Below are 16,024 nucleotides of genomic sequence, written 5' to 3'. Positions count from 1 at the left end.
GGGGGTGTGCTGTCTCAGAGCCCGAGACCGCCCGCGACCGCCAGCTCCTGCTTGGTGAACTCGCCCGTCAGCAGGGGCATGGCCTTCGCGATCGCCGCGCGGGCCTCCGGCAGTTGCAGCGAGGCGTCGTGGTGCTCCTTGCTGCGCCAGACCTCGGTCACCCGGATCGTCACGTCGTCCTCGTCGGCGAGGCCCACGATGTACGCGTGGCAGCCGGCCGCGCGGAGGCCTTCGGCGGCGCCGAGGAGGATGGCCACGACCTCGTCGCGGGAGCCGGGGGCGGTCTTCATGGAGGCGATGCAGCCGTAGGTCATGGGCCGCATCCTGGCATCCGGCGTGTCAGTCGCGGGGGAACTCGTCGGTCTTGAGGACGAGGTCGATCACGGTGCCGGTCAGGTCGATGTCCTTGCCGAAGTCGACCTTCGTCCTCGTGATGTAGTCGCCTTCCTTGGGCTGGGTGTAGACGTAGCACATGCCCTTGTAGGGGTCGGCGATGACATACACCGGGACTTCGGCGGTGGCGTATGCGGTCTTCTTCGGGCCGTAGTCGTTGGCTGCGGTGCCCTTGGTGATGACCTCGGCGACGAACTCGACGTCTTGGTAGCGCCAGCGGCCCTTCTCAGTCTTGGCCGCACCTTCCCTGACGGCTGTCACGTCCGTCGCGAAACCGTTGAGGCGACCCGGGTAGTCGATCCGGACATCGGACTTCAACCGCCCTCGCGGGTACTTGCGTCGCAGTTGCTCGATGAGGTCCAGGGTGATGTGCCAATGAGTGTCCCGCTGCGGCGACATGTAGACAGTCCCCTCGACGATCTCGACCTTGTATCCCTCGGGGGTGGGCTCAAGCCGGTCGAACATCTCGTCGAGCATGCTCTCGTCGTCGCACTCGGCCATCGCGATCCTGTCTTCAAGGACGGTCATCGTGGCGCTCCTCCCCAGCTGCCCCACGGACAGGAGCAGCCGCGCAGTTCAACGATACGCACGGTGACCGGGAGACGCCGGAATTCGGTCAACCCGTTCCGGTCACGTACGCCTGTCCGACCCCCCACGCCTCCCACATCGCCCCCGCGAACGCCCCCGCGATCCGGTGCTCCCCGCGCGCGTTGGGATGGGTGCCGTCGTAGGTGTCGGCATGGATGTCGTACGACTCGGGCGGCGAGGCCAGCAGAATGGGCGACCGGGGCTCGTCCAGGTCAGCGACCGCCTTGGCGAGCAGGACGTTGAAGCGGTCGACCTCCTCGGCGAAGCACGGGTCCGCCTCGGCCCGTATGTTCGGGATCACCGGCAGCAGCACCATGCGGATGCGCGGCCTGGCCTCGCGGGCTCCCGCGACGAAGGCGCGCACGTTCTGCGCCGTCTGCTCGGCGTTGGTGTAGAAGCCCAGGTCGATGAGCCCGAGGGAGACCAGCAGCACATCCGCCCGGTGCTCCCGTACCGCGTCGCCGATCAGCGGAGCCATGTGCAGCCAGCCCTCGCCCCAGCCGGCCAGGTGGCGGCGGGGGAAGCCGGGCTCGGCGTAGGCGTGGGACGTCGGGGCGTCGGCCGCCTTGTCGTACAGCTCCTCGCGCGGTCCGACGAAGGTGAACGGGCCGTTGTGCGTCTCGCACAGATGCCGCCACAGCCGGTAACGCCATGTGTGCTCGCCCGCGCTCCCGATCGTCATGGAGTCACCTACGGGCATGAACCTAAGCATCCGGTCATGATGGACGATCACGCGTGCCGGTGGGATGTGAGGCCCACCACGTCCGGCGGACTCCGGCGGGAGCGTGCCAGGTGAACCGCGGAAGCGAATGGCAATCTTGAGACATGCGTCGATCGTCCGCCGTCCTCGCCGGGTTGCTGCTCGCCGGCGCCTGCGCGCTGCCCGCCTCCGCCGCCGAGAGCACCGGCGGGGACGGCGACCAGGGGTTCACGTTCAAGGATCCGCGGGTCTCCGAGTCGAGCGGGCTCGCCGCCTCCCGGCTCCACCCCGGCATCTACTGGACGCACAACGACAGCGGCGACGGCCCGCACATCTACGCCGTGGACAGCCGGACCGGGAAGACCGTCGCCCGGATCACCCTGCGCGGCATCGGCGCCCCCCGGGACGTCGAGGCCATCTCCATCGGACCGCACAACGAGATCTACCTGGGCGACATCGGCGACAACCTCGGCGGCACGTGGCCGTACGTGTGGATCTACCGGCTGCCCGAGCCGGAGGAGCTGAAGGACCAGACGGTGACGGCCACGCAGTACGTCGTGAAGTACGCGAACGGGCCGCGCGACGCCGAGTCGCTGATCGTCCACCCGAAGACCGGACGCGTCTACATCATCGACAAGAAGGAGGACGGGGGGCATCTGTACGAGGGCCCGGCCACCCTGTCCGCCTCCGGCGCGAACATCTTCAAGCCGGTCGCGTCCGTCGACCTCTGGGCCACGGACGCGGCCTTCTCACCCGACGGCCGGCAGCTCGCCGTGCGCGGGTACTTCGGCGGCGTCTACTACGACTGGAACGGCGGCCGGATCAAGCGCGAGGGACGCCTCGACGTGCCCCTGCAGGGGCAGGGAGAGGGCGTCTCCTATTCCGCCGACGGGACCAAGCTGCTGTACAGCAGCGAGGGCGCGGGCAGCGAGGTCGTGGCGAAGAACGCGCCCGGCGGCCCGGAGTCCGGTTCCCCCTCGGCGAGCGGGAGTTCGGGAGCCGCGTCCTCGGGGGTGAGCGGCGACGGCCTGAGGATCGGCGCCGCCGTCGCCGCCGTCGGGCTGGCCGCCCTGTTCGGGCTGCGGCTGCTGCGGCGGCGGGGGTGAGGCGGCTCGGGCGTCCTGCGGGGCCGTGCCTGGTCATTCCCACGCGGGCGTTCCTGACCGGCGTTGGGGGCGCGGCCCGGGACGACGGCACGCGACGAAGGGCGCCCCGCGGAACGAACTCCGCGGGGCGCCCCCGGCTGTTGTACCCGGAGGGTCAGAGCCTCTCGATCACGTAGTCGATGCAGTGCGTCAGCGCCTCGACGTCCGCCGGGTCGATCGCCGGGAACATCGCGACGCGGAGCTGGTTGCGGCCGAGCTTGCGGTAGGGCTCGGTGTCGACGATGCCGTTGGCGCGCAGGGCCTTGGCGACGGCGGCGGCGTCGATCTCGTCGGAGAAGTCGATCGTGCCGATGACCTGCGAGCGCTTGGCCGGGTCGGTGACGAACGGGGTGGCGTACTTGGACTCCTCCGCCCAGGAGTACAGGCGGGTCGAGGAGTCCTTGGTACGGGCCGTGGACCAGTCCAGGCCGCCCTGGCCGTTGAGCCACTCCAGCTGCTGGTTCAGCAGGAACAGGGTGGCGAGGGCCGGGGTGTTGTACGTCTGGTTCTTGCGGGAGTTGTCGATCGCCGTGGGCAGCGAGAAGAACTCGGGGACGTGGCGGCCGGAGGCGTGGACGCGCTCGGCGCGCTCGATCGCGGCCGGGGAGAAGATGCCGATCCACAGGCCGCCGTCGGAGGCGAAGGACTTCTGCGGGGCGAAGTAGTAGATGTCCGTCTCGGACACGTCGACCGGGAGACCGCCGGCGCCGGAGGTGGCGTCCACGAGGACCAGGGCACCGGAGTCCGCGCCGTCGACACGCCTGATGGGCATCGCCACGCCCGTCGAGGTCTCGTTGTGGGTGAAGGCGTACACGTCGACGCCCGCCTCGGCCCGCGCCTCGGGGTGGGTGCCGGGGTCGCTGGAGATGACGGTGGGCTCGGCCAGCCACGGGGCGAGCTTGGCGGCCTTGGCGAACTTGGAGGAGAACTCGCCGAAGCTCAGGTGCTGGGACTTGTTCTCGATCACACCGTGGGTGGCGATGTCCCAGAAGGCGGTCGAGCCGCCGTTGCCGAGGATCACCTCGTAGCCCTCGGGCAGGGAGAACAGTTCGGAGATGCCCTCGCGGACCTTGCCGACCAGGTTCTTGACGGGCGCCTGGCGGTGGGAGGTGCCGAGCAGGGAGCTTCCGGTCGCGGCGAGGGCGTCCAGCGCCTCGGTACGCACCTTGGAGGGGCCCGCGCCGAAACGTCCGTCGGCGGGCTTGATGTCAGCGGGAATCTGGATGTCGGCCACGAGTCGGAGAGTATCGCGGTGGGCGAAACCGGGCAGAGCGGTGTCCGTCGGATGAGACGAGATCACCGGTCACTGGACTTGTGAACTTGTACGACGGTATGCGCGGGGCTGTGGAAAACTTCCGGTGACTGTCCGTGAGCGGATGCATCCTGGACGCATGACGGATCACTCGGGTCTCGAAGCGGAGCTGCGCGGCGCCGTCCGGGGCGAGGTCGGTTTCGACACCACCTCCCGGGCGCTGGTCACCATGGACGCGTCCAACTACCGGCGTGTCCCGGCGGGTGTCGTCGCCCCGAGAGACGCCGACGACGTGGCCGCGGCGCTGGAGGTCTGCCGGACCCGCGGGGTGCCGGTGGTGGCGCGCGGCGGGGGCACGTCGATCGCCGGGCAGGCGACCGGCGCCGGCGTGGTGCTGGACTTCACCCGGCACATGAACGGCCTGCTGGAGCTGGACCCCGGCACCCGTACGGCCGTCGTCCAACCGGGGCTCGTCCTCGACCGGCTCCAGGAGGCCGCCGCCCCGCACGGTCTGCGGTTCGGCCCGGACCCGTCCACGCACAGCCGGTGCACGCTCGGCGGGATGATCGGCAACAACTCCTGCGGCTCGCACTCGGTCGCCTGGGGCACGACCGCCGACAGCGTGCGGGAGCTGTCCGTCCTCACCGCGCGCGGGCACCGGCTGCGACTCGGCCGGGACTGGGCCGGGGCGCCGGACGGGCTGCGCGAGCTCGCGCAGGGCGAGTTGGCCCGGCTGCGCACCGGCTTTCCCGAGCTGCCCCGCCGCATCTCCGGGTATGCGCTGGACGCGCTGCTGCCCGAGAAGGGCGCCGATGTCGCCCGCTCCTTCTGCGGATCCGAAGGCACCCTCGGCATCCTCACCGAGGCCGTCGTCCAGCTGGTTCGGGCTCCACGCGCGCGTGCCCTGGCCGTGCTGGCCTACGGCGACGAGAGCGCCGCCGCCGAGGCCGCCGCCGGACTCCTTCCGCTCGGCCCGCTGACCGTGGAGGGCATGGCGGCCGACCTGGTGCGCTCGCCGGCCGGACTGCCCAAGGGGGGCGCCTGGCTGTTCGTGGAGACGGGCGGGGAGTCGGCGGCCGAGGCACGCGCGCGTGCGGAGGACATCGTCCGCGCGGCCGACGTGATCGACTCCCTCGTGGTGACCGACCCGGCCGCCCAGCGGACCCTGTGGCGCGTCCGCGAGGACGCGAGCGGTACGGCCACGCGTATGCCCGACGGCAGCGAGGCCTGGCCCGGATGGGAGGACTGCGCGGTTCCGCCCGCCCGGCTCGGCGCCTATCTGCGCGACTTCCGCGCCCTGGTGTCGGCGCACGGCCTGCGCGGCACGCCCTACGGCCACTTCGGCGACGGCTGCATCCACGTCCGTATCGACTTCGACCTGCTCACCGAGGCCGGCGTCGGCCGCTTCCGCCGCTTCTCCGAGGAACTGGCCGACCTGGTGGTGGAGCACGGCGGCTCCCTGTCCGGGGAGCACGGCGACGGACAGGCCCGCGCGGAGCTGCTGCCGCGCATGTACGGCGCGGAGACGGTCCGGCTCTTCGAGCGGGCCAAGGCGGTCTGGGACCCCGACGACCTGCTCAACCCCGGCATGCTGGTCCGCCCGGCGCCGCTGGACGCGAACCTCCGCTTCTCCGTCCTTCCGGGCAAGCCCGTCGACGTGGCCTTCGGCTACCCGGCCGACGGAGGCGACTTCCGTGCCGCCGTCCGCCGCTGCGTCGGCGTCGCCAAGTGCCGTACGGCCACGGCGTCCGGGCCCGCCGTGATGTGCCCGTCCTTCCGGGCGACCGGCGAGGAGGAGCACTCCACGCGCGGCCGGGCCCGGCTGCTGCACGAGATGCTGGCCGGCGAACTGGTCACCGACGGCTGGCGTTCGACCGAGGTGCGTGACGCCCTCGACCTGTGCCTGTCCTGCAAGGGCTGCCGCTCCGACTGCCCGGTCGGCGTCGACATGGCCACCTACAAGGCGGAGTTCCTGCACCACCACTACGCCGGCCGGCGCCGTCCCGCCGCGCACCTCGCCATGGGCAGGCTGCCGCAGTGGCTGCGCTGGGTCGCCGCCACCCGCACGGCCCCCCTGCTCAACGCGCTCGCTTCGGTACGGCCGTTGGCCCAGGCCGGCAAACGCCTGGGCGGGATCGCGGCCGAGCGGGGGATTCCCCGGCTGGCCACGCGGACGTTCACCGGCTGGTTCCGAGGCAGGAAGCCCGCCGGCGGCGGCACCGGGGGGCCGGCGCCGTGGGGCTCGGGGCCGGGGGACCTGGTCGTGCTCTGGCCGGACACCTTCACCGAGCATCTGTCACCGGCCGTCGGCCGGGCCGCCGTCCGGGTGCTGGAGGCCGCCGGGCTGCGGGTGGCCCTGCCGCCGACGCTGCTGCCCCGCGGGGGACGGATCGCCGATGGCAGGACCCGCTCCGCCATCGCGCTGCTCGCCGCCCGCCGGGCCCGCGTCTGCTGCGGCCTCACCTACATCTCCACCGGCCAGCTCGACCGCGCCCGCGCGGTCCTGCGGCGCACGCTGGACCTGATGGAGCCGGTGCTGCGGGCCGGGGTCCCGGTCGTCGTGCTGGAACCGAGCTGCGCGGCGGCCCTGCGCACCGACCTGCCGGAACTGCTGCACGACGACCCGCGCGCAGCCCGCCTCGCCTCGGCCGTCGTCACCTTCGCCGAAGCCCTGCAGCGGCACGCCCCGCACTGGACCCCGCCCGCCGTGGACCGTCCGGTCGCCGGACAGACCCACTGCCACCAGCACGCGGTGCTCGGTGACACCCCCGACCGCCGGCTGCGCGCGGCCGCGGGCCTCACCGGCGAGCTGAGCGGCGGCTGCTGCGGCGTCGCGGGCAACTTCGGCTTCGAAAAAGGGCACTTCGAGGTGTCGAGGGCCTGCGCGGAGGAACAGCTCCTGCCCTCGGTCCGGGACGCGCCCGAGCAGACCGTGGTCCTGGCCGACGGCTTCTCCTGCCGCACCCAGCTGGAGCAGCTGGCCGGGGTGCGGGGCCGGCATCTGGCGGAGGTGCTGGCGGAGGCGCTGGACCATCCGGCGGGAGAGGTGACGTGACCGAGGGGGAGCGAAGTGACGAGGGGCATGAAGTGACCGGGGAATACGGCAGGCTGGCCGTGCTGTCCGACATCCACGGCGTGCTGCCCGCCCTGGAGGCGGTGCTGGCGGAACCCGAGGTGGCGGCGGCCGACCGTATCGTCCTGACCGGCGACATCACGGCGGGCCCGCAGCCGGCCGAGGTGCTGGACCTGCTGCGGGAGCAGGGCGAGCGGGTGCTGTGGCTCGCGGGCAACGCCGACCGGGAGCTGGTGGAGTACCGGCGCGGCGAGCGCACCGACATCCCCGACCCCATCGGCCCGCACGCGGCCCGGGCCCTTGGCGAGGAGCAGATCGACTTCCTCGCCGGCCTGCCCCGGACGCTCACCCTGCGCGTCCGTGGCCTCGGCACGGTCCTGTTCTGCCATGCGACCCCGCGCGACGACGAGGAGCTGGTGCTGGTGGACTCCCGCCCCGACCGCTGGGCGGAGGTCTTCACCGGCCTCGACCCCGGCATCGGCACGGTCGTCTGCGGCCACACCCACATGCCCTACGCCCGTCTGGCGCACGGCCGTCTGGTGGTCAATCCCGGCAGCGTCGGCATGCCCTACGGCCGCCCCGGCGCCCACTGGTGCCTGTTGGGCCCCGGCACCGACCTGCGCGTGACGCCGTACGACATCCCGGCGGCCGTCGCCCGGCTCACCGCGGAGTGCGCCTACCCGGAGATCGCCGAGTGGGCCGACCACTACCTGTACGCCCGGGCGACGGACACTCAGGTGCTGGCGGCATGGGGACCGAAGGACGGGAGGGATGGTTCATAGGATGACCCGACCGGCGATCTCCTAGGAGCGCGGCATGACCCTCACCCTGCGGACCATCACCCGTGCCGAACACCTCGCCTTCGTGGCGGGCCGGCCCTCCGTCAGCCATATGCAGGTGCCGTCGTGGGGGGACGTGAAGGCGGACTGGCGGGCGGAGAGCCTCGGGTGGTTCGAGCCGGACGGGCGGCTCGTCGGGGCCGGGCTGGTGCTGCTCAGACCGCTGCCGAAGATCAGGCGGTATCTGGCCTACCTACCGGAGGGGCCGGTCATCGACTGGGACTCGCCCGACCTGGAGCGGTGGCTGGAGCCGATGCTGGCCCATCTCAAGGGGCTGGGCGCGTTCTCGGTGAAGATGGGCCCGCCCGTGGTGGCCCGGCGCTGGAGTCCCGAGGCGGTCAAGGAAGGGATCGCCGACCCGGACGCACACCGGCTGCGGGACGTGCCGCCGACCTCGTCCGAACAGGGCGCCGTGGACCTGGCCGACCGGCTGCGCCGGATGGGCTGGCGGCAGGCCGAGCCGGGCGGCGAGGAGGGATTCGCCGCCGGGCAGCCCCGGTACGTGTGCCAGGTGCCGTACGCCGGACGGTCGCTGGAGGACGTCCAGCGGGGCCTCAACCAGCAGTGGCGGCGCAACATCAAGAAGGCCGACAAGGCGGGCGTGAAGGTCGTCCGGGGCGGTTACGAGGACCTGCCGGTGTTCTACGGGCTGTACGCCGAGACGGCCCGGCGCGACCGGTTCATCCCGCGCCCGCTGACGTACTTCCAGCGCATGTGGAGCGCGCTCACCGCCGAGGACCCCGACCGGATGCGGCTGTACCTCGCCCACCACGACGGCGAGGTCCTCGCCGCGGCCACGATGCTGATCGTCGGCGGTCACGTCTGGTACTCCTACGGCGCATCCACCGCCCGCAAGCGCGAGGTGCAGCCCAGCACCGCGATGCAGTGGCGCATGATGTGCGACGCCCACGAACTCGGGGCGCACGTCTACGACTTCCGGGGCATCACCGACACCCTGGAGGAGTCCGACCACCTCCTCGGCCTGCTCCGCTTCAAGGTGGGCGCGGGCGGCGAGGCCGTGGAGTACGTGGGCGAGTGGGACTTCCCGCTGAACCGCCTCCTGCACAAGGCACTTGACGTCTACCTGACCCTGCGCTGAGCGCACTCTCAGCTTCGCAAACCAACGCTCAGCATTTCCAAGGGTATTCACAGCGCCCCTTTGCCATTTTTGCCGTTCGGGGACATGAGAGGCGTGTACGTTCTTCTGTGTCGGGTTCCGGACGCGGAATTCAGCACCCACACGTACAGTGCGACATGAGGAGTCGGAATGAGTCTGAAGAAGCTCGCCCCGCTGCCCCCGAAGCCGAAGAAGCAGCTGCCGCCCCCGCCCCCGCCGAGGCACAGGAAGAAGCACGCGCCGAAGCCGCTGCCCAAGCCGCTGCCCGGCCAGGACCACTGATCCGGCGCTGATGTGAAAGGGGCCGATGGTGCACCGTCGGCCCCTTTTCGTTTCATTCAGGACGGTGATTCAGAAGGGAAATCCGTTGTGGACGACGAGGGTGACGAATTCGAGTACGACACCCCGACAATTTCGGCCCGTACCGCATTCCGTCGTTTCTGGCCGCTGACCAAGGGGCTCAGAAAATGGCTGCTGCTGGTCTGGCTGTGCACGGTCCTCGCCGCGCTCGCCGAGACCGAGGCCATCCTGCTGTTCGGCGACCTCACCGACCACGCCCTGCAGAAGGGCTCACTGGCGGCGTTCTGGAGCCCGGCGGGCAGGTGGCTGGCGATCGCCGTGGTGGGCGCCGTCGTCGCCTATGCCGGCAACTCCCTGGCCGCCTGGGTGACCGAGCGGTTCGTGATACGGCTGCGCGAGCACGTCTTCGACCATGTCCAGCAACTGCCGCCGCACTTCTTCCAGCGCCACCGCCAGGGCGATCTGCTCTCCCGGCTGACCGGTGACGTCGAGGCGATCGAGACGATGGTCGTCTCCGGCCTGGTCGGCGCCGCCTCGGCCGCCTTCTCCGCCCTCTTCTACGCGGCCGCCGCGTTCTGGCTGCGCTGGGACCTGGCCGTCGCCACCTTCGTCCTCGCGCCCCTGTTCTGGCTGGCCGCCCGCCGCTTCTCCGGTTCCATCAAGGACGTCTCCCGTGCGGGCCGGGTCGCCGACGGCGCGATCACCTCCGTGGTGGAGGAGTCCCTCGGCAACATCGTGCTCATCCAGGCCTACGACCGCCGGGACGCCGAACGCCGCCGGCTGCGCGAGGAGGCGAACGCCTGGTTCCGCGCCTCGGTGCGCTCCACCCGCCTGAACGAGGCCTACGAACAGATAGTGCAGGTCATCGAGACGGTGTGCGTGCTCGCGGTGATCGGCATCGGCGCCTGGGAGATCTCCACCGGCCGGATGACCCTGGGTCAGCTCCTCGCCTTCGCCGCCTTCCTGGGCTACCTCTATCCACCGGTGCGCGGCCTGGCCCAGCTCGGCCTCACCGTCACCGCCGCCACGGCCGGAGCCGAGCGGCTCATCGAGATCCTGGACGTCCGCCCCTCGGTCACCGACCCGCGTCACCCCGCGGACACCGGCCGCCCGGACGGCACGGTCGAGGTCAGGGACGTCACCTTCCGCTACCCCGGCGCCGAGAAGGCCGCCCTCCGAGACCTCTCCTTCACGGTCGGCCCCGGCGAGCTGGTGATCGTCACCGGCCCGAGCGGCGCGGGCAAGTCCACGGTCTCCAAGCTCCTGCTGCGCTTCTACGACCCGGACTCCGGAGATGTCCTCCTGGACGGCGTGCCGTTGCGCGACTTCCCCCTTGCCCGCCTCCGCGAGTACGTGACGCTCCTGCCGCAGGAGACCCTCGTCCTGCACGACACGGTCCGCGCCAACATCGCCTGCGGCCGGCCCGGCGCCAGCGACCGGGCCATCGAGGAGGCGGCGAGGGCGGCCGACGCGCACGAGTTCATCTCGCGGCTGCCCGACGGGTACGGCACCCGGGTCGACCCCAGCTCGGCCCGCCTGTCCGGCGGCCAGCTCCAGCGCCTCGCCATCGCCCGCGCCCTCCTGCGCGACGCGCCCGTCCTGGTCCTGGACGAGCCGACGACGGGCCTGGACGCGATGGCCGCCCGCCGCGTCGTCAAACCCCTGCGCCGCCTGATGGCCGGCCGCACGACGATCATGATCACCCACGACCTCAACCTCGCCCCTGACGCCGACCGCGTCCTGGTGGTCGACCGGGGCCGGATCGTGGAGACCGGCCGGCACGACGAACTCCTCGCCCGGGGCGGGGCGTACGCACGGCTGCACCGCTCGCAGAACAACGCGGTGATGGACACCGGCGAGCTGCGCATGCCGCTGTGGGAGGACCAGCAGGCACCGGTGCCGGCTCCCGTGTACGGGCAGGCGCCGCCGTACCAGCAGCCGTACGGTTACGACCCCTATGCCGCCGACACCTGGCCGACTATCTGACTTCCAGCATTCGGGACAGTTCCTTAAAGGGTTCACGCACCTGTCAGAGTCCATTACTCTGGACTCGTTAGTACATGGAGATGAACGAACCCGATCAAGCACAGGACCGCCCGTGACCGCCACCTCCAGCACCGCCACGCCGACCCCGGTCACCCCTGCCCGAGGCCCGCGCCGCTTCGGCTCTCCCGGTTCGCTCGGCCCCGTGGGCCTCGTGCTGGCCGGCGGCATCTCGGTCCAGTTCGGCGGGGCCCTGGCGGTGACCCTGATGCCGAGGGCCGGTGCGCCCGGCGTGGTCACCCTCCGCCTCCTCGCGGCGGCCGTCGTCCTCCTCCTCGTCTGCCGCCCCCGGCTGCGCGGCCACTCCCGTGCCGACTGGGGCACGGTCATCGCGTTCGGCATCGCCATGGGCGCGATGAACGGCCTCTTCTACGAGGCGGTCGCCCGCATCCCGCTGGGCCCGGCGGTCACCCTGGAGGTCCTCGGCCCGCTGTCCCTGTCCGTCCTGGCCTCCCGCCGTGCCATCAACGCGCTGTGGGCGGGACTGGCCCTGCTGGGCGTCTTCCTGCTGAGCGGTGGAGGCTTCGGCAGCCTCGATCCCACAGGTGTCGGATTCGCCCTGGGTGCCGGCGCCATGTGGGCGATCTACATTCTCTTCAGCGCCCGTACGGGCCGCCGCTTTCCCCAGGCGGACGGCCTGGCCCTGGCCATGGCGATAGCGGCCCTCCTCTTCCTGCCCATCGGCATCGCCTCGGCCGGCAGCCGCCTGCTGAACCCCACCACCGTGGCCCTCGGCTCGGCGGTGGCCCTGCTCTCCTCCGTCCTGCCCTACACCCTCGAACTCCTGGCCCTGCGCCGCCTGCCCGCCTCCACCTTCGCGATCCTGATGAGCCTGGAACCGGCGATCGCCGCAACGGCGGGCTTCCTGATCCTCGGCCAGTCCCTGTCCGCCGCGGAGGCCGCCGCCATCGCCCTGGTCATCGCGGCGAGCATCGGCGCGGTCCGCACCCAGGTGGGCCGGGGTGCGGCTCCGGCGATGCCGGAAGCCTGACGTTCCGGCCTTGTCACAGGGCAGGCCGCAAACGGGATAGCCCTTTCAGCTCGTGCCCTTACCATTCCGAACGTCGACGAGGACGACTTCCGCGAGACGGCGGACGCCATGCGGGAGTTCGCCGACAACTTCGAGGGTCACGGAGCGGACGCGCACAAGGCGGTGGAACAGGGACATGACCTATCCACGTGACGACGGAAGGGGACCTGGTGCGCGTGTCAGATGACTCCGAGTAGTCCGTAACCGCCGAGGAGGGTGTTCTCCTTCTGGGAGAAGCCGACGGACGGGGCGGTGATCATGTGGCTGCCCTTGGCGGTGGGGCCGCCGGTTCCGCCCGGAAGGACCCAGACGGCGCCGGTGGAGCTGTCCTCCTCCGCGGCGCTGACGAAGAGTTCCGGTCTGCCGTCCTTGTCGATGTCACCCACGGCGACGGTGGTCCCGAAAGAATCGTCGACCTCACCGCTGCCGGGGATGCCGGCGGTGTCCTGGGTGAAGGCATAGGCGTTGCCGCCCAGGGCGCCGGTGCGGCGGCCGGGGACGACCGTCACCTGGCCGGCGTTTCTCTTGCCCGTGTCCTCGAACGGCGAGCCGATCACGATGTCCGCCAGCCCGTCACCGTTCAGATCGGCCACCGCGAGGGCCCCACCGAAGGCGTCCCCCTTCTCGCTCGAACCGGGCACACCCGGGGTGTTCTGGGTCAGCTGCACGGGCTTCGCGTCCCGCGCGATGCCGTGCGCCGAGCCGTACCAGACGAGGACCCGGCCGCCGAGCGCCCCGTCGGCTCCGGCCCTGTCCGGCTCGTCGGGGTCGCCGACCACGAGATCGGCGTATCCGTCGCCGTTGACGTCCCCACTGGCCGCGATCAGGCCGTTGCCCGTCTGCTGCGCGCCGCCGTAGACGGGGTCGACGTACACCTCGCCGCCGCTCAGACCGCTCAGCCGGACAGTGACGGCCACCTCGTCGGGGGAGCCCCCGTTGTCGAAGTCGCCCAGTGCGACGCTTCCGACGGAAGCGGTGTCCCGGTTCTCCACGGCCTGGCCGTAGGTGCCGCGGCGGCTGAACGGTCCCATGAAGCGCATCAACCCCTCGTACCCGGCGACGACAACCTCCGTCTTCGCGCCGGGGCCCGTGCCGAGCGCCTGCACGTCCAGGCCGTAGTACGTGCCGGGAGTGGTCGCCGGCAGGTCCGTGCCGGCGGTCAGCCCCTTCTGGCTGCCCCACAGGACCGTCACGGTGCCGACGTCCTGGCCCGCCGCGGTGTCCTCGTAGGGGGCGGAGACGACCAGGTCGGCATAGCCGTCCCGGTTCAGGTCGGCCGTCGCGGTCGAGGCGCCGAAGCCGTCGTTCGCCTCGGCTGTGCCCGGCACGCCGGCGCTGTTCTGCGTGATGGTCGCCCGCCTGGCCGTCGACAGCCCCGACCTGGCTCCGTAGAGCACGACCACGGCACCGGCTCCCTCCTTGCCGGCGACGTTCGCGCCGGGCGCGGGCAGGACCGCGTCGCGGTAACCGTCGCCGTTGAAGTCGCCGGGCACCGCGCCGTGCACGGCTGCCGCGGGCATGGCCGACAGCAGCGAAGCGCCCATGGCGACGGCGATCACCACCGCTCCCGTTCTCCAACTGCCGCGCAGACCGAGCTTGTTCACTCTCAACTGGATCCCTCCCCCACGCGACGCACCTGGCATGCGCCGCAGGCAGCGCATCCTAATGGGGCCCGCGACGCGTCCGTCGCGCCGCCGGCCGCCGTGCGGTGCGGGCCCGACCATCCGGTCCGCCTCGGTCGGGCGATGACGGAGAGTAGCGGCTTAGGTGCACATCGGAGCGGGATGTGTGGAAAAGTGGTCCCGTGACCGGCAACAGCGATCCCGCTCCCCGCCCGCTGAAGATCACCGCCCGTGGCCGTGCCGTACTCGCCGACCCCCGGATCAACCGCGGGACGGCGTTCACCGAGACCGAGCGCCGGGCCCTGGACCTCGTCGGGCTGGTCCCGCCCCATGTGCTCACCCAGGACGAGCAGGCCGAGCGCGCCTACGCCCAGTACCGGGCGCAGCCGAGCGACCTGGCCAAGAACGTCAATCTGGCCGCGCTGCACGACCGCAACGAGACGCTGTTCTACCGGCTCGTCGGCGACCACCTCGAAGAGATGCTGCCCATCGTGTACACGCCCACCGTGGGCACGGCCATCGAGCGCTACAGCCACGAGTACCGCCGCCCGCGCGGCATCTACCTCTCCGTGGACGCCCCTGACGACATCGAGTGCTCCCTGCGCGCGAGCGGTCGCGGCGCCGACGACGTCGACCTGATCGTGGCCACCGACGGCGAGGGCATCCTCGGCATCGGCGACTGGGGCGTGGGCGGCATCGACATCGCGGTCGGCAAGCTCGCCGTCTACACGGCCGCCGCCGGCATCGACCCGCGCCGCACCCTGCCGGTCATGCTCGACGTCGGCACCAACCGCAAGGAACTCCTCGACAACCCCCTCTACCTCGGCAACCGGCACCCCCGCGCCGACCGGGAGACCTACGACGCGTTCATCGACGCCTACGTCACCGCCGCGACCGCACTCTTCCCGAACGCCCTGCTGCACTGGGAGGACTTCGGCACCGCCAACGCCCGCCGGATCCTGAACCGTTACCGGGACCGGGTCTGCACCTTCAACGACGACATCCAGGGCACGGGCGCGGTGAACCTCGCCGCCGTCCTGTCCGGCGTACGCGCCGCCGGTGTGCCCTTGCCGAAGCACCGGATCGTCGTCTTCGGCGCGGGCACCGCCGGCATCGGCGTCGCCGACCAGCTCCGGGACGCCCTGGTCGCCGAGGGGCTGTCCCCGGCCGAGGCCACCGCCCGCTTCTGGTGCGTCGACCGGTACGGACTGCTCACCGACGGCCAGGGCGACAAGCTCCGCGACTTCCAGCAGCCCTACGCCCGCCCCGCCGACGAGGTCGCCGACTGGCGGCGCGACGACAGCCTGCCCGGCATCCCCCTCGACGAGGTGGTCCGAAGGGTCCGTCCCACCATCCTCATCGGCACCTCCGGCCAGAGCGGCGCCTTCACCGAGCCGATCGTCCGCGAGATGGCCCGGCACACCGAGCGCCCGATCATCCTGCCCATGTCCAACCCCACCCACCTCGCCGAGGCGACCCCGGCCGACCTGCTCGACTGGACGGACGGGCAGGCGCTGGTGGCCACCGGCAGCCCTTTCGCGCCGGTCGAGCGGGACGGGACGACGTACGAGATCGGGCAGGCCAACAACGCCCTCGTCTTCCCCGGTCTCGGCCTCGGCACGATCGTCGCGCGGGCCTCCCGCATCACCGACCGCATGCTCCGCGCGGCGGCGGACGCGGTGGCCCGCCGGACCGGCGACAGCGACGTCGCCCGGCTGAACGCGCCGGTCCTCCCGCCCATCCGGGACCTGCGCGGCACGTCGGAGGCGGTCGCCGTGGCCGTGGTCCGCGCGGCGATGGCGGACGGCGTCGCCCGGGCCGGTCTGGACGGCGCCGACGTCGAGGCGGCGGTGCGCGCGGCGCGCTGGGAGCCGGTGTATCCGCCGGTGGAAGCGGTGTGAGGACCCCTTCCCGGGAAGCGG

General features: G+C 71.8%; 13 protein-coding genes. 8 read left to right on the top strand and 5 right to left on the bottom strand.

The window, feature by feature from the left end; all coding sequences use genetic code 11:
* Positions 1-14: 14 nt before the first annotated feature.
* From ACQPXS_RS22240 to ACQPXS_RS22230, 3 genes are all read right to left on the bottom strand, one after another.
* Positions 15-314 carry a putative quinol monooxygenase gene (locus ACQPXS_RS22240; protein WP_433451067.1) on the bottom strand — a complete coding sequence of 100 codons (300 nt, stop codon included), beginning with the start codon at positions 312-314 and terminating at the stop codon, positions 15-17.
* A 25-nt stretch (positions 315-339) separates the two neighbouring features.
* The gene (locus ACQPXS_RS22235) at positions 340-921 is read right to left on the bottom strand and encodes a Uma2 family endonuclease (RefSeq protein ID WP_433451066.1); all 582 of its coding nucleotides are present in this window, start codon (positions 919-921) and stop codon (positions 340-342) included.
* An 88-nt stretch (positions 922-1,009) separates the two neighbouring features.
* Complete coding sequence (locus tag ACQPXS_RS22230) at positions 1,010-1,693, bottom strand: SGNH/GDSL hydrolase family protein (RefSeq protein WP_433451065.1); 684 nt, start codon at positions 1,691-1,693, stop codon at positions 1,010-1,012.
* 113 nt (positions 1,694-1,806) lie between these two features.
* On the opposite strand from ACQPXS_RS22230, the gene ACQPXS_RS22225 reads away from it, so the two are divergent.
* On the top strand, positions 1,807-2,787 hold the full coding sequence (locus tag ACQPXS_RS22225) for a WD40 repeat domain-containing protein (RefSeq protein ID WP_433451064.1): 981 nt from the start codon (positions 1,807-1,809) through the stop codon (positions 2,785-2,787).
* A 154-nt stretch (positions 2,788-2,941) separates the two neighbouring features.
* Here ACQPXS_RS22225 and serC read toward each other — a convergent pair whose 3' ends face one another.
* Entirely contained in the window at positions 2,942-4,060 is a 1,119-nt protein-coding gene (gene serC, locus ACQPXS_RS22220) for a phosphoserine transaminase (protein WP_433451063.1), read from the bottom strand.
* Positions 4,061-4,217: 157 nt separating this feature from the next.
* On the opposite strand from serC, the gene ACQPXS_RS22215 reads away from it, so the two are divergent.
* The 6 genes from ACQPXS_RS22215 (at position 4,218) to ACQPXS_RS22190 (ending at position 12,441) form a co-directional block, all read left to right on the top strand.
* Entirely contained in the window at positions 4,218-7,133 is a 2,916-nt protein-coding gene (locus ACQPXS_RS22215; RefSeq protein ID WP_433451062.1) for an FAD-binding and (Fe-S)-binding domain-containing protein, read from the top strand.
* Positions 7,134-7,165: 32 nt separating this feature from the next.
* Positions 7,166-7,933 carry a metallophosphoesterase family protein gene (locus tag ACQPXS_RS22210; protein ID WP_433451061.1) on the top strand — a complete coding sequence of 256 codons (768 nt, stop codon included), beginning with the start codon at positions 7,166-7,168 and terminating at the stop codon, positions 7,931-7,933.
* A 34-nt stretch (positions 7,934-7,967) separates the two neighbouring features.
* Complete coding sequence (locus tag ACQPXS_RS22205; RefSeq protein ID WP_433451060.1) at positions 7,968-9,089, top strand: lipid II:glycine glycyltransferase FemX; 1,122 nt, start codon at positions 7,968-7,970, stop codon at positions 9,087-9,089.
* Positions 9,090-9,257: 168 nt separating this feature from the next.
* Positions 9,258-9,389: a hypothetical protein gene (locus tag ACQPXS_RS22200; protein ID WP_433451059.1), complete on the top strand. Its 132-nt coding sequence runs from the start codon at positions 9,258-9,260 to the stop codon at positions 9,387-9,389.
* 87 nt (positions 9,390-9,476) lie between these two features.
* Positions 9,477-11,393 carry an ABC transporter ATP-binding protein gene (locus ACQPXS_RS22195; protein ID WP_433451058.1) on the top strand — a complete coding sequence of 639 codons (1,917 nt, stop codon included), beginning with the start codon at positions 9,477-9,479 and terminating at the stop codon, positions 11,391-11,393.
* A gap of 112 nt (positions 11,394-11,505) precedes the next feature.
* The gene (locus ACQPXS_RS22190) at positions 11,506-12,441 is read left to right on the top strand and encodes an EamA family transporter (RefSeq protein WP_433451057.1); all 936 of its coding nucleotides are present in this window, start codon (positions 11,506-11,508) and stop codon (positions 12,439-12,441) included.
* A gap of 218 nt (positions 12,442-12,659) precedes the next feature.
* Here ACQPXS_RS22190 and ACQPXS_RS22185 read toward each other — a convergent pair whose 3' ends face one another.
* The gene (locus tag ACQPXS_RS22185) at positions 12,660-14,084 is read right to left on the bottom strand and encodes an FG-GAP repeat protein (RefSeq protein ID WP_433451056.1); all 1,425 of its coding nucleotides are present in this window, start codon (positions 14,082-14,084) and stop codon (positions 12,660-12,662) included.
* 200 nt (positions 14,085-14,284) lie between these two features.
* Between ACQPXS_RS22185 and ACQPXS_RS22180 the strand changes: the two genes are divergently transcribed.
* Complete coding sequence (locus ACQPXS_RS22180; RefSeq protein WP_433451055.1) at positions 14,285-16,003, top strand: NAD-dependent malic enzyme; 1,719 nt, start codon at positions 14,285-14,287, stop codon at positions 16,001-16,003.
* The last annotated feature ends 21 nt before the right edge of the window (positions 16,004-16,024 follow it).

The organism is Streptomyces sp. CA-142005, assembly GCF_050942335.1.
GTDB lineage: Bacteria > Actinomycetota > Actinomycetes > Streptomycetales > Streptomycetaceae > Streptomyces.
This window is presented reverse-complemented; position numbering and strand designations above follow the sequence as displayed.

Excerpts from the sequence above, each read along its gene's own strand:
- ACQPXS_RS22235 (WP_433451066.1), bottom strand. The coding sequence starts at position 921 with ATGACCGTCCTTGAAGACAGGATCGCGATGGCCGAGTGCGACGACGAG.
- ACQPXS_RS22205 (WP_433451060.1), top strand. The coding sequence starts at position 7,968 with ATGACCCTCACCCTGCGGACCATCACCCGTGCCGAACACCTCGCCTTC.
- ACQPXS_RS22215 (WP_433451062.1), top strand. The coding sequence starts at position 4,218 with ATGACGGATCACTCGGGTCTCGAAGCGGAGCTGCGCGGCGCCGTCCGG.
- ACQPXS_RS22240 (WP_433451067.1), bottom strand. The coding sequence starts at position 314 with ATGACCTACGGCTGCATCGCCTCCATGAAGACCGCCCCCGGCTCCCGC.
- ACQPXS_RS22225 (WP_433451064.1), top strand. The coding sequence starts at position 1,807 with ATGCGTCGATCGTCCGCCGTCCTCGCCGGGTTGCTGCTCGCCGGCGCC.
- ACQPXS_RS22200 (WP_433451059.1), top strand. The coding sequence starts at position 9,258 with ATGAGTCTGAAGAAGCTCGCCCCGCTGCCCCCGAAGCCGAAGAAGCAG.
- ACQPXS_RS22230 (WP_433451065.1), bottom strand. The coding sequence starts at position 1,693 with ATGCTTAGGTTCATGCCCGTAGGTGACTCCATGACGATCGGGAGCGCG.